Source organism: Streptomyces sp. NPDC054765 (assembly GCF_053612065.1).
This window is the reverse complement of record NZ_JBSHBP010000077.1, coordinates 14,744-29,209: the sequence shown is the minus strand read 5'-3', so window position 1 is coordinate 29,209 and position 14,466 is coordinate 14,744. Positions and strand designations below refer to the sequence as shown.

Here is a 14,466-nt window from a genome sequence, read left to right as displayed (position 1 = left end):
GCGGTCGGACAACCAGGCAACCCGGTCGTGACACAAGAAGACCCGCACCTTTCACCAACATCACCCCGATCCCTGCCCATTGGCTCAACCATGGCGCATCTCCCCGGGCACGCAACAAGGGACAACACAGGACAGGGCCGCCCGAACACCGGTGCCACGAGCGATGCGCCGCGCATGCCGTTCCCCACCACCCTCGCAATCCCCCCTACCGCGGTCGGACAACCAGGCAACCCGGTCGTGACACAAGAAGACCCGCACCTTTCACCAACATCACCCCGATCCCTGCCCATTGGCTCAACCATGGCGCATCTCCCCGGGCACGCAACAAGGGACAACACAGGACAGGGCCGCCCGAACACCGGTGTCACGAGCGATGCGCCGCGCATGCCGTTCCCCACCACCCTCGCAATCCCCCCTACCGCGGTCGGACAACCAGGCAACCCGGTCGTGACACAAGAAGACCCACACCTTTCACCAACATCACCCCGATCCCTGCCCATTGGCTCAACCATGGCACCGACGGCTGCGCCCGAAGCACCGCTGCCATTGGCACCCTCGGGGAGCACACCTGCCCAACCACCTCCCCACGGACACCACCGGCGATCCTCCAACTCCCGAGCACCAGGCACCGAACCAGGCGAGGCAGACACGGCGTCTCGCCGCGGCTTCGGACAACCCACGCGGCACGCCCCCAGTACCGCGAGACCCATCGCGGCCGCACCCGCTGCGAAGACCACGCCCGCCGGCCCGCCGGCTCCCGGCCCCCCCTTCGCGTTCAACACCGGCGCATCCGAGCCCGGCACACCACCGGGTCCCGCGTCCGGCGCAATCCCGCGGCACGGCGCAGAGCCCGGCACAGGGGCAGCGAACCCGGAGGCGGTTGCCCAGGAGATTGCCCAGCACCACGTTGACGTACTGGCCGAAGCGGTGCTCCCCGCACTGGAGCGGACACGCCACACGCGCCATGCCCCACAGCAGCCGCCACCGTCCGGTTCCGGCTGGGGAGCGCACGCCCCCCGATGACCTCCGGACGACACCGGCCGGGCCCCGCACTGCCACCGCCGCAGGGAATCGACACCACGGAGTACTCGCCATGCTGGACCAGCCGTTCGCCGTCAGCTCTCTCTTCCAGCTCTCCATCGGTATGCACGCCCTGGGCTCGTTCACGTCCTGCGAGGGCCTGGGTTGCACCATGGAAGTCGAGGAGCGCGTCGAGGGCGGAATGAACGGCCACGTCTGGCAACTGCCCACCCGGCTCCGCTACACCAACATCGTGCTCACCCGGCCGCTGACCCAGCAGACCACTCTCATCTGGGCCTGGATGCAGCAGCAGGTGCAGGAGCCGGTACGTCTCCCGGGCCAGCTCATCGCGCTCGGCCCGGACCGGCGCCCCCTGGTCCGGTGGCTGCTCGACGGCGTCCTGCCAGTCCGCTGGAACGGACCCGCCTTCGACACAGAGCAGTCCCAACCGGCCCGGGAGACGCTGGAGATCACGCATAACGGCTTCCTGGGCATCACAGTCTGACCGTCCTGCCCCGTCCGATCCATACCCCTGCGTTCACCACCGTCTGAGAGGACCGCATGCTGCCCCAGCCCTTCGGGGGCGCGCCGGTACGGGCCGCCCTCGTGATCTACGACCCCCCGGCGGGCACCGGCAACTCGCCCGGCCCCGAACGCGGGCGTGTCCGGCTGCACTTCAACCCGGATCGCATCTCGGTCGGCAAGCAGGCCCGCTGGGAGCGCAGCAAGTCCCCGTCCAGCGGAGAGGCGGCACGCCCGCAGTTCGTCGGATCACAGCCGCGCACGATGACTCTGGAAGTGTTCCTGGACGCCGGCGACCGCCGCTCGGACGTCCAGGAGCAGGTCGAGAAGCTGCTCGACTGCTGCGCCCCCACCTCGCGGAGTGCCGCGGCAAAGCCGGCCTCGGCGCCCTGGGTCCGCCTGGAGTGGGGCCGGTCCCAGACCACCGCGTTCCTCGCTCTGATGACCCAGGTGAACGCGACGTACACCCGCTTCGGGCACGACGGCGCGCCGTTGCGCGCCTCGTGCTCGATCACGTTGGAGGAGGTGGGCGGGGCAACTCCCCGGCAGAATCCGACATCGGGCGCCGACGGGCCGGTGGATACGCACCGGATGGTCGCCGGCGACTCCCTGCCTGGACTGGCCTGGCAGGCGTATGGCGACCCCACCCGCTGGCGGGCGATTGCCCGCGCCAACGACATCGACGACCCGGCCCAGATGCCGCCGGGCACGGTGCTGGTGCTGCCCGTCCTGGAAGAAGGTCCGGAGGCGGTGCCGGGTGAGTGAGAAGCCGTACGCGGCGGAGCCGGTCATCACCTTCGGCACCGCCCTGCGCGAGATCTGGACCCAGCATCTGGCCGAGGTCACCGTGGACACCGCCATCGGGGAACCCGCCCGGGCCGTCCTGCGCTTCCGTGACCCCCTCCACCGGCTCCTGGCAGACGCGAAGATCACGGTCGGAGGGCCGGTGACCGTGTCCGTGGCCGCTACCCAGCACCGGACCCAGGTCGAGGTCTTCGACGGCGAAGTCACCGCACTGGAAACCGAGGTTGACAGCCATGGCACGTTCACCACGGTCCGGGCCATGGACCGCGGGCACCGCCTCATGCGCGGCCGGCGGGTGGCCGCCTACGTCGACACCACCGTCGCCGAGGTCGCCGCAAAGGCCACGGCGCGCCACGGGCTGAAGACCGGGCGGATCGAGACGGAACGCACCCGGATCAATCACCTCGCCCAGCCCAACCTGACCGACTGGGAGCTGCTGAACCACCTCGCCGATCAGCGCGGTCTACGGCTGTCGGTGGAGGGGAGCACCCTGCACATGCGCCGTCCGGCAGCCGCGGCCGGCGCCCCCGCGCCGACCACGGGAGCCGACCGCAGCCCGTTCGTCCTCGAGTACGGAGTGAACCTGCTGTCGCTGCGCGCCGCCGTCTCCTCCGTCGGCCAGGTGACCGACGTCGAGGTCCGCGGCTGGGATCCGGCGGGCAAGACGGCAGTCTCGGCCAAGTCCTCCGCCGGTGAGAGCGAGCGGCTGAGCCTGGGCACCACGCCCGGAAAGCTCGGCAAGGCATTCGGCGGAACTGCCCCCGGTCTGCTCGTCAGCGGCCGGCCCTACACCGCCGCCCCGCAAGTGGACGCCGCGGCGCGAGCGGTGGCCGCCGAGGCCGCTGCCGCCATGGCGGACCTGGACGCGGAGATCGTGGGCACCCCCCAGCTCCGGGCAGGGGTGCCGGTCACCTTGAGCGGGGTGGGAGAACCGTTCTCCGGCAAGTACACCGCCACCGCCTGCCGGCACACGTTCGACGGCGAGCGCGGTTACCGGACCCACATACGAGTCGGCGCGCTTCCCCCGCCCGTCGCGCCGTACCCTCCGCCGCTGACCGGCCTGGGCCTGGCGGTGGGAATCGTCACCGACACCAAGGAGCCAGGGCAGGGCCAGCGCGGTGCGGTACGGCTGCGCCTGCCGTGGCTGTCGCAGGACTACGTGACCGACTGGGTCCGCACCCTCCAGTGGGGCGGGGCCGGTGGAGGAGGAGTCTTCGCCCCGGAAGCCGGAGACGAGGTCCTCGTCGGGTTCGAGCACGGGAGGCTGGACCGGCCGTACGTCCTGGGGGGCCTCTACAACGGCATCGACGCGCCCACCGACCACGGCCTGCCGCTCATCGACGCCGATACCGGGCGGGCCAACCGGCGCTCTCTCGCCTCTCGTGCGGGCGACCGGCTCGAACTGCTCAGCGCCACCGACGGCCCGCAGGGGGTGCGGCTCACGACCGGCGACGGCAAACTCGTCACCCACCTCGACCGCAAGGACACCACCATCGCCTTCACAGCAGGCGAGGGCGACAACGCGGTGCGCGTCTCGCTCGACGGCCGTGGGGACGGCAGCCTCACCATCGACGCCGGAGCGAAGGGGACCGTCATCCTCAAGGCCGGAACCGTCTCCGTCGAAGCGGTAGACGGCGGGACACTCACGCTCAAGGGAGGCACCGTCACCGTGGAAGCCGCGGGAGGCGACGAGGGGGCGCTCACGCTCAAGGGAGCCAAGGTCTCCGTGGAAGCGGTCGATGAGGGAAACCTCAGGCTTAAGGGCGGGAATGTTGCGGTGGAAAGCGACCAGGACCTCACGCTAAGTGGCAGTGACGTCGCTGCGGAAGGCAGCACGAACCTTCAGCTCAAGGGCGGGAAGACCACCATCACCGGCGACCCGGTGGACATCAACTAATCCGCTACGGACCGCCTCCTCGGAGGCGCTCTCGTCTCGTTGGGAGTGGATCGTGGACATCATCGGCGCGGGGTGGGCCTTCCCCGCCGTCATCACCAGCACCGGCCGGGTAGACCTGGCGACCGGCAGCGACGACGTGGAACAGGCCATCCGGATCATCTTGTCCACCGTCCCGGGCGAGCGGCCGATGCGCCCCGAATTCGGCTGTGGGATCCACCACCTGGTCTTCGACTCGCTCGACGCCACCACCGTCGCCCGTGCCGATCTGGAGGTGCGCCGGGCCCTCGACCGCTGGGAGCCGCGGATCGAGATAGACGACCTGCTGTTCAGTACGGACGCCGTGGACGTCGGGGTGCTCTACATCGACGTCCGTTACCGCCTGCGCGCCACCAACGAACCGCGCAACCTCGTCTTCCCCTTCTACGCTCTGCCCGAAGCCACGCCCCCGGCGCCGGCGCCTTCCCCAGGTGAGTGACTGACCATGGCCGACCTGCCCGTTCCCGATCTGGACGACCTGCGCTTCCAGCCGCTCGTCGACGCCGCCAAGCGTGCCCTGCCGCAGCGAGTACCGCAGTGGACCGACCACAACGTCTCCGACCCCGGCGTCACCCTGCTGGAAGCTTGCGCCGAGCGGGTCGACCAGCTGCTCTACCGGGTGGGCCGGATGACTGCCCGACAGAGGGCTGCTCTGCTGCGGTTGATGGGCATCGGGCCGCTGCCCGCGTCGCCCGGCCGGCTCCTCGTCGCGTTTTCCCGGACCGGCACGGCGGCGGCCGGAGACCTTCAGATCCCGGCGGGCACCGAGGTGAGCACCGAGGAGAGCGATCCCGTCGTCCTGCAGACCGCCGAACCGCTGACGATCCCCGCCGACCAGATCACCGGGACGGTGGAGGCCGTGGAGAAGCCCGTGCTCGTCAAGGAGGTGCTGGGCGTATCCGACGGTCGGCCGGGCCAGCGCTTCGCGCCGGGCCGTCGCCCGTGGCGTCCCGGCACGCCCGGGGAGAAGTCGCTCCTGTGTCCACCGGTCGCGGTGTCGGTCGGGGGCATCACGTGGGAGCCGGTCAGCACCTTCGGGCAAGCGGTGGCCGGCTCCCGCGTCCACTGGTGGGACGACGCCTCCGGCGAAGTGGTCTTCGGCCCGCTGGTGCCCGGGGCGCAGGGCGACGAGCAGCTCGGAGCTGTACCTCCCGCGGGAACGAGCATCGGCGCGGAGTATTGCGTCTACCGGGGAAGCCGGGCCGGCCTGCCGGCAGGCACCCTTCTGAGTGCGGCTTCGCCGTCCGGCCTGAGCGCCGTCGTCCACGGCGTGGTCGCCGACCCCCAGGACGCGGAGGAGTGGCAACAGGCCTTGTACCGCGCCGGACTCGGCATGGCTCCCCTGCGGCGCGCAGTGACCGCCGCCGACTACGAGCAGATCCTGGACGAGCACATCGACGGGCTGGCCCGGATACGGGTGACGGCACTGACTCGGCCCACGGATTCGCGGATGCCGGAGGCTCTCCGGACACCGCGCCGCCCGGTGGACATCCTCGCCTGCCTCCTGGCCGCGCAGCAGCCGGACCGGGTCGTTCACTACCACGTCGACGGAAGCGGAGACGTCACGGCCCTGCGCCTGCCACTCGGGCCGGTAGCGGAGGAGAGTACCGAGGAGGATGCCGTGCCCTCCTTCGTGAATCCGAAGACGCGACTGGACGCCGTCGTACGGATCGCCCAAGAAGAGCCCAGGCTCTGGTTCTTCGGCGATCAGTGCGGCTGGGACGGGGCCGACCCCCGGCCGGTCGGTGAGGAATTCCCCGGTCTGCCCGAGGAGTTCTGCGAAGACCTCGACGCGGTCACCGTACTGTCTGACTCGCCCGGCACATGTGAGCTGTTCTTTTTCAAAGGAGAGTCGTTCTACCATCGCGCCTATACCTATAGCGAGGGCTCGTTCAAACCCGCTGCGGGCGGGCGGGGCGTGAAGTCCCTGATCTCGGAGGCGTTCCCCGGCCTCACACCGCATTGCCAGGAGTCCCCCGACGCCGTGGTGGTCGTCGACGGAGTCTTCTACTTCTTGAAGGGGGCCAGGACCGAGTCCGCGCTCTGGCGCCGGGAGGACGCCCCGATCCGGGTTCTCCTGGTACCCACGCCGAGCGGGGACCCCGCGGACGCCACGACCCGCGACGCGTTCAGCATTCCAGCGGACACCCTGAGTGAAGTGGAAAGGGTTCTCGAGGAAGCACGGCCGCTCGGCGAGCGGCTGAGCATCACCCCACCCCGCTACCACTCCTTCGGCGTCAAAGCCACGGTCAGTCCCTGGAGCAGCGCGCCGGCGGGCAGCGAGCAGACCAGGGAAGCGGCGACTCGCGCCCTGCGCAGGTACTTCCATCCCACGGCCGGCGGGCCGGAGGGGCGGGGCTGGCCGTGGGGGCGCCCGGTGCACGCGGGAGACGTCTTCACCGCTTTGGAAGCCGTTCCGGATGTCCTTGGCACGACCCAGGTCACCTTGGCTGACGGCGACAGCCAAGGTGAGCTGTCGTCCATCGAGGTCTCTGACAGCGGCCTGGTCCTGCTCGAGGACGTGGAGATCACCGTTGCCATCCACGCCTGAAGCCGGAGGAGAAACCCCGATGGACCCCCGTCCCCCCGCCGCGCGTTCCCTCGCGCTGCCGGCCGTCTTCGCCCACGACAGCGTCGTACAGGCGTTCGCCGCCGCGATCGGTGAGGCCATCGCCCCCGCCGAGCACCGGCTCGACAACCTGGAGTCGCTGTTCGACCCGTGGCGCACGCCGCCCGCCTTCCTGGACTGGCTGATCCAGATCACCGGCGCCCGGGTCGAGCCGGGATGGACTGAACAGCAGCGGCGAACGGCCATCGATCTGGCGCCGAGGCTGGCCGCGATACGCGGGACACCCGCCGCGCTCAAGCTGGAAGCCCGGCTGATTCACGGCTGGAATCTCGTGGTCGACGACCCCGGTGGCGCCTTCGCCGGTCCGGACCAAGCCAGTCGGAGCCGGGACGGGCAGCGGCAGCCGCCGGCCGGCCGCATGCTCACGGTGACCCTGGCCGCCAAGCCAGGCGAGGATCAGCGGGCTCTCGAGTACCAGCTGACGCGCCTGGTACGCGCTCACTGTCCCGCCCACCTTCCCTTCAAGGCCGCGGTCACCCGCGCTTCCTGACGAGAGGCCACAGCAAGGATGAGTCTTGTGACTCCCGAGTACGACGGGCGCACCCGCGACGAGATCGTCGCCGACACCGTCGCCGCCGTACGCCAGGAGGTGGGGGCCTGGAGCGGGCAGGACCGGACGGACCCCGGCCGGGGCCTGATCGAGACCTGCACCGACATGGTCACGGCCCTGCGCGACCGCCTCAACCGGGCCCCCGACCAGCGTCGCCTGGAGATGCTGCGCCGACTGGGCGTACGGCCCTACCAGCCCGCACCGGCCCAGACCGAGGTGATCTTCCAGCTCGCCGCGCCTTCCCCGGAACCCGTGGTGATCCCCGCCGGCACCGAGGTCGCCACGCGGCCGGTCGGCGAGGAGGACCCGGTGGTCTTCAGCACCGTGGCCGAAGCGGTACTGAACCCCTGTGTCCTGGTCACCGCCGGGGACTTCACCGAGCGCAGGGTGGGCGGTGGCGTTCTGGAGGGAACCCTCACGGAACTGGATCCCTCAGCGCGCAGAGTGGTTGCACCGCGCGGGCTGTCGTTCGCCGGGCCGCAATTCCATCTCAACCTCCCCTACTTCGGCGACTTTCCGTCCCTCGCGGAGGCCCTGGAGGGCTCCGGTGCGGACGTGCCCGATGTGCCTGAGGACCCCTACACGCTGATCGTCCTCTCCCTTCCCGTACCCAGTACACGGGTGACCCTCGACCTCGGCATTGCCGACGTGCGCCCGGGGCAGGCCCGCGAGGAGACAGCGCCTGTCGGCCGCTGGGAAGCGTGGCAGGGCACGCACTGGTCCGAGTGCCGGGTGGTCACGGACACCGCAGCAGAACCTGACCGGCCGGGGCGCGTCACCCTCGACGTCCCCCCGACGCACGCACCGGCACAACTCCTCCTCCACCAGGGGCCGGAGCAGGATTCCGGCACGGCGTGGCGACTGCGGGACGTCGGTCTGATCCGCTACCGCAAGAGCCCGGACCAGCGCCCGCTGACGTCCGTCGCCCTCAGCCCCTTGCTGACTGTTGGCGTCCCCTGTGTCCAGGCACAACTGGTCCAGGACGCGGTCCTTGGCATCGCGACCGGTGCTACCGGCGAACGCTTTTGCTTCGCCCATCCACCGATGGTGCGTGCCACCGAGCCCCTCATCGTCGAGGCCTCTGCCGAAGGCCGTCGCACCGAACGGTGGACGTATGTCCCGGCACTGGCCGGATCGGGCCCTGAGGACCGGCACTTCACGTTGGACCCGCGTACGGGCGAGGCCGTCTTCGCCCTCGCCGTGCACGGAGCCCGAGGACCGCGCAGGCACGGGGCCCCGCTGCCGGCGGGAGCCGAGATTCGCGCCCGGCGCTATCTGACCGGTGGCGGTGCCCAGGGCAATGTGCCTGCTCGCACCATCACCGTGCTGCGCACTCCGCTGCCCTATATCTCCTCGGTGTCCAATCCCGCTCCCGCCGTGGGAGGAACGGAAGGCGAGAGCGCGAGGGCCTACGCGGCGCGCCTGCCGCTGGGCTCTGCGGTGCCCGAACGCGCGGTGGCTCCCCAGGACTACGAGCAGCTCGCCCTGGCCGCCTCGGCGGGCATGGCCCGGATCCACCATGTTCCTGTCGTGGCCGACAGCGACGCACTGGATCCTGCGCGCAACTACGAGCCCTGGATCGCCGCGAAGACGGACATCGCGTTCACCCTGGCGTCGGGCAAGCAGACGGTGCCCGCGGAAACACAGGTCGCGACAGCTGACGGGATGACGGTCTTCACCACTCTGGAAGAGGCCCGGCGCACACCACCGTGCACGGTGGGTGCGGCGGTGCTCCTGTCTCGTGAAACCACCGATGCCCGCGAGATGTTCAGGGCCGGTAACTATGCGAGCGACGGGGTGGTGTCGGGGACCTTCAAGGAGGGCGGCGGTCTCGTGCTGGCGTTGGTGGAGATCCCGGAGGGGCTTGATCCTTGCAACCTCAGCCTCTGGGTGGAAGCCAGCGGGGACCGGCGGACGGAAGACCGCTTGGCCGTGTCGGTCTTCGTGCCGAAAAAGGGCCGGTCCTGGTGGGATACCGGCGCCCCGTGTGCCTATGCCTCAACTCCCGTAGAGCAGGTCGGAGTGGGAGGCGGCGGAGTCGGCCGACCGAGCGCCAGCGTTTCGGCGCATCCCGTCCACCTGGGCAGCTCCCCACGTTGGCAGGCTGTTGTCGGCCGCCAGGAGCTCGCCAAGAGGGCGCAGGATGCCATCGCCGAGAAGGGCGACAACTTCCCGGCCACAGAAGCGGCGGGCTGGATCGCGGTACAGATTCGCGACCCCAAGGGGGACTCCACCACGACGTACACTTTCCACGCCGAGTCGGGAACCACCGAACCCGTGCCGGCCGAACAGTACGAGGATCGGACCGAGTCCGATCACAGGCCGCCGGAGATCTCCACAGGCCAGCCCGGCCAGAGCTTCGCCCTGTTGGACCCTGGGATTTACGGGGATCCGCCGGCGATCCGGGTCGGCACCGAGGAATGGCACGCCGTTACCTCGTTCGCCGAATCCACCAGGGACGACAAACACGTAGTGGTGAACGCGACGACGGGCCAGGTGTACTTCGGGCCCAAGGTCACTGGCGGCCCGTCGGGCACCAGCGAGCAGTACGGTGCCGTCCCCGACCAAGGTACGAGCATCGAGGCGGCGGGTGACTACAAGGTGACGCTGGGCGCGGCAGGCAATGGCGTCCCCATCGGTGGCGTCTGCCGCCTCAAGACGCCGGACAGCCACGTCCTGGCGGTGAGCAACACTTCCGCGTCACACGACGGCAGGGACGGCTACACCGACACCAGCGGTGGCAGCACCCAGGTCGGGGTGCGGCTCATGGTCATCCCCTTCGTCACGGTCGACGAGCGGGGCTGGTTCCCCTTCCACATGCTGACCCCCGGCCGCGACGCCACCGACACCCTGCGGCGCGCCCTGCGGGCCCGCCAGCCCGAGGGCGTTCCGGTGTGGCTGGAGCAGCCCGGGTATCAGGGCATCCGCATCGAGGCCGAGGTCATGCCCGCCGACTACCAGACCGCCGCGGAACGCGCGACACTCGCGGCCGCCGCGGAGCGGGCCCTGTACCGCTACTTCAGCCCGGTGGGCGGCGGCCCGGCGGGAACCGGCTGGCCCCTGGGTCGGCCCGTGCATGTGGGTGAAGCCTTCCGTGTCCTTGAGCAGGTCTCGGGTGTTGCCCGTGTGGCCACAGCGCGGCTGATAGCTGTCGATCCTCGCAGCGGCAGGGAGTTGGCCGACGTCTCGCGCCTCGACTGCAGCCCCGCAGAAACCGTCTATTCCGTTGAACACCGCGTCACCGTCTCGGAGGTGCCTTGATGAGTGAAGAAGAGTCCAAGACAAGCGGCGGCATCAGCGGGAAGCCTTACGCCCTTACCGTGGACTGGGGTTCGGACACTCTGGCCGTGGTGGATCTCAGCACGCCGGGGCAGCCGGGCCCTGTGTATCGCACGGGGGTCGGCAGTAATCCGCGTGCGGTAGCGGTGAGCGCGGACGGCACCCGGGCCTACGTCGCCAACTACGGGGACGGAACGCTCTCGGTCGTGGACCTTACGTCCGGCGAGGGGGCACCTGAGGTCCTGCGCAGCACGTTGGTCGGCGGCAGGCCGTGCGCGGTGGTCGCCGGTCTCGTGCACGACCAGGTCTGTGTGGCCGACTGGGCCGGGAACAAGGTCGTCGTGCTCGACAAGGAGGGGCAGAACCCGGTCGAGGTCGAGGTCGGTGCGGGCCCGTGTGCGGTGGCGGCTGCCCTTTCCGGGCAGCTGGTCTGCGTCGTCAACGAGACCGACGCGACGGTGTCGCTGCTCGAACTGCCCCAGGCGGGCGCACCTGGCGTGGTGGAGGCCGGGTTCGGTGTTCCTGGGGCAACGCGAGCGATCGCCGTGGCGGGCGAGTTCCTCTACGTCACGAGCAAGGGGGAAGAGGGAACAGACGGCTGGGTGACAGTGCTCCGTGTGCGCGCATCGGGCCTGACGCCTGTGGGAGAGCCCGTGCACGTCGGGTCCGATCCCCGTGCGATCGCGGTGAGTCCTGGGGGCGACCGGATGTGTGCAGCGAACTACGGCTCGGCATCGGTATCGATCGCCACGCTCGACAAGACCAGCGGAATCATGGACACCCCCGCCACGGTCCCGGTCGGCCCGCATCCGGTCGCGGTGGCCTTCGCTCCGGACGGCAGCGTCCTCCACGTCATCAGCGAGACAGCGGGCACCCATTCCGCCGTCGACCCGGACACCTTCACCCGTACAGACATCGCGGTCGCGGCCGTGCCCTCGGGGCTGTCCTTCAGGCCCGAGGGGCAGTACGCGTACGTCACCGATCAGGCCACCGGGGAGCTGATCACGGTGCGAACGGTCCCTCAGACGAGGGGCACGATGGAGGTGGGAGCGTCCTCGAACCCGGTCAACGTCGCCATGTCCCCGGACGGTCGGTGGGCGTATACCGCCGACTCCGCGGCAACCGAGGTGGCGGTACTCGATCTCACGAACTCAGCGATGGCTGGACGGGTCAGCCTCGGGGAGGAACACAAGCCGTGGGACGTGGCCATCGCGCCGAACGGAGAGTTCGCCTGCGCGACGAGCTCCGACTCGGCACACCTTCTCGTCCTCACCCCCGCCCCGGGGAAGTCACTCGGTGACACGGCGGACATACAGGTCAACGCCATCGCGCTGGTGCCGGGCGCCGAGCCGCGAGGAGTGGCCGTCACTCCAGACAACCGGTACGCACTCACTACGGATTCCGGTACAGGCACAGTGTGTGTGGTCGACCTGCATGGTGAGTACACCATCGGCTCCGAGGTTGTGACGCTGCACGTTAGTAATGCCATGAGGGCTTCCGGGGATGGCCGAACACTGTACGTTGTCGGCCGCGGCGAAAACAGCCAAGAGAGAATCGATACCCTGCACCGTACAGGCCCGGCAATGTGGGCGAGGGACGAAGACAGCATCTCGGCATCAGCGGGCCGCTTGTCCGGGGCCCAGGAGATGGAATTGTCCCCTGACGGACAGCAGCTCTACGTCGCCAACACCTTCAACAGCACGGTATCCGTCCTCGTGCGCAATCAGGCAACGCTCCAGTGGGAATTCAAATACGCCATCGGCGAGAACGACATGCCGAAGAAAATAGGCGCCCCTCACGGCTTGGCCACCTCGCCCGACGGGATGCTTCTATACATTTCCCACTATATTAGTGCTTCAAATTATATCGACGTATTTCGCATGGCCGACGGCCAAGCGGAGCCGGTGGCGTCAATCAGGGCCACTTCCGCAACGCATCGCGGTCTCAGGCTAGCCCTCTCTCCAGACGGGCTGTTTCTCTACGCACTCGCCGTCGACCAGAACCCCGGCAAGGTGTACGGAGCTCCCGTAACCGACGGGATCCCAGCTGATCCGACAACTGTCGTAGCCGGGGAAGAGCAAGGCATCGGCACAGCTAAAGGGCTCTGCTGTCGAGACAACAAGGCGCTTTGCGTCATCAGCCACACCTCATCCCCCTACCAGGGAATGGCCTCCATCATCACCCTTGACGGAACGAGGCTACGAACAGAACATCACGAACGCATCTACCAAGGCGAATTACGCCTAATCGCGCCTACGGCCTCTCTCGGCGGTACCCTTTACATTTCCGATAGTTCTCGCACGATTCTGGTGCACGGGCACACCGTGACGCCCGTACCCGTCGCACAAGACAGCACGCGCCAACTCTGGGACGTCACGACGACGACCGACGGCATCTACGCCTACGCCACCGACCGGACCGCGGGAGTCGTCCACCGCATCCGTCTCGCCGACCTGGAGGTGACATCCATTCCGGTCGGCAACGACCCCATGGGCGTGGCGAGCAGCCCGAACGGCATCCACGTCTACGTCGCCAATCACCAGGACAACAGCATTTCGGTTCTGTCCAGCGCCCCCGAGCGGGCCGGGACGCCACTGGGCATCCCCGGAGCCAAACGGCGTGGCATCGCGGCACACCCCAGCAAACCGTATGCCTACCTCGTACAGGACCAAAGCTTCGCAGTGCTCGATCTCCAGGCATGGTCAAGCGGATCGAACACAACCATCGGCAACGCTCTGCGCGGCGTCGCCACGCATCCGGCGGGAATGTACGCCTACGTGGCGGACGGCGGCTCCACACCAGCCGTTCGCGTCGTGGACGTTTCCGCCGCAGACAGGCCGACCGATACGGGGATCTCCGCAGTGCTGAGGGGAGAAGCACAGCCCACAGACATCGCCCTGCACCCTCGGCAACAGTGGGGATTCGTCAGCGGCGCCCAGGACACCGCCGGAGTGCTGTGGTTGCTGGACATGACCTCCGCCGACCGACCGTTGGCGAACACCGCTGTGAAGCAACCCTTCCCCCCTATCGAGAGCCTGGCGATCCGGGTTGGGACACCAGACCACCTCTACGTCCTCACCCGGGCCGACGACCACTGCCGTATCCGCGTCCTGGAGCTCACCGCTCCCCTCATGAGGCCCACGTACCTCTCGGACCGGGACGTCGTCTTGCCGGCGGACGCCCGGAGTGTCGCCGTCCACCCCCAGGGCGGCTACGCCTTCGTCAGCGACGACAAGGGCATCGTCCACGTGCTCGACCTCAGCGATCCCCCCCGGCCACGCCTCGTTGGCAGCACCACCGGTTTCGGCCCCTGCGCAGGGCTAATCTTCCGGCCGGACGGCCAAGCGGCCCTGTACGCCACCGAATACGGCGTCTCCCAGGTCGTGCTGAGCGAGCACGAGGTCGTCGACACATGGACGAACATCGAGAAACCACAGTCGGTGGCCGTATCGGCAGACGGCGCATGGCTGTTCGTGACGTCGGAAAACAGCGGAGATCTCCTCATGCTCGATGCATGGACAGGCAGACGCCGCTTCACCACTCCCGCCGGCACCAAGCTCGCCGGAATCGCGCCGCACCCGACCAAACCCGAGGTCCTCATTGCCGACGAGGGCGGCGCGGCCGTTTCGATCGTCGACTCCGCGACGCAGGCCAGGACAGGCAGCACCACCGTGGGCCTTGACCCTCGTCAGGTGGTCACCGGGCCGAGGACCGTCTGATGGCGGCCTC

Annotated in this window: 8 protein-coding genes; all 8 read left to right on the top strand. The window is 69.1% G+C overall.

Annotated elements, in window-relative coordinates:
• Positions 1 to 1,093 precede the first annotated feature (1,093 nt).
• From ACWGJY_RS32630 to ACWGJY_RS32595, 8 genes are read left to right on the top strand one after another with little or no spacing between them, the layout of a single operon-like run.
• Positions 1,094 to 1,525 carry a phage tail protein gene (locus tag ACWGJY_RS32630; protein ID WP_453264488.1) on the top strand — a complete coding sequence of 144 codons (432 nt, stop codon included), beginning with the start codon at positions 1,094 to 1,096 and terminating at the stop codon, positions 1,523 to 1,525.
• A 56-nt stretch (positions 1,526 to 1,581) separates the two neighbouring features.
• Positions 1,582 to 2,307, top strand: a complete 726-nt coding sequence (locus ACWGJY_RS32625) for a CIS tube protein (RefSeq protein ID WP_453264487.1) — start codon at positions 1,582 to 1,584, stop codon at positions 2,305 to 2,307.
• Positions 2,300 to 4,243: a VgrG-related protein gene (locus ACWGJY_RS32620; protein WP_453264486.1), complete on the top strand. Its 1,944-nt coding sequence runs from the start codon at positions 2,300 to 2,302 to the stop codon at positions 4,241 to 4,243. Before ACWGJY_RS32625 ends, ACWGJY_RS32620 begins: the two co-directional genes overlap by 8 nt.
• Positions 4,244 to 4,295: 52 nt before the next feature.
• Positions 4,296 to 4,718, top strand: a complete 423-nt coding sequence (locus tag ACWGJY_RS32615) for a GPW/gp25 family protein (protein WP_453264485.1) — start codon at positions 4,296 to 4,298, stop codon at positions 4,716 to 4,718.
• A gap of 6 nt (positions 4,719 to 4,724) precedes the next feature.
• Positions 4,725 to 6,830, top strand: coding sequence for a hypothetical protein (locus tag ACWGJY_RS32610; RefSeq protein WP_453264484.1), 2,106 nt, complete (start codon positions 4,725 to 4,727; stop codon positions 6,828 to 6,830).
• 19 nt (positions 6,831 to 6,849) lie between these two features.
• Positions 6,850 to 7,398 (top strand): phage tail protein, encoded by a 549-nt coding sequence (locus ACWGJY_RS32605; RefSeq protein ID WP_453264483.1) that lies wholly within the window; start codon positions 6,850 to 6,852, stop codon positions 7,396 to 7,398.
• Between the two features lie 27 nt (positions 7,399 to 7,425).
• Positions 7,426 to 10,719 carry a putative baseplate assembly protein gene (locus tag ACWGJY_RS32600; protein ID WP_453264482.1) on the top strand — a complete coding sequence of 1,098 codons (3,294 nt, stop codon included), beginning with the start codon at positions 7,426 to 7,428 and terminating at the stop codon, positions 10,717 to 10,719.
• The gene (locus ACWGJY_RS32595) at positions 10,719 to 14,456 is read left to right on the top strand and encodes a beta-propeller fold lactonase family protein (protein WP_453264481.1); all 3,738 of its coding nucleotides are present in this window, start codon (positions 10,719 to 10,721) and stop codon (positions 14,454 to 14,456) included. Before ACWGJY_RS32600 ends, ACWGJY_RS32595 begins: the two co-directional genes overlap by 1 nt.
• Positions 14,457 to 14,466: the final 10 nt, after the last annotated feature.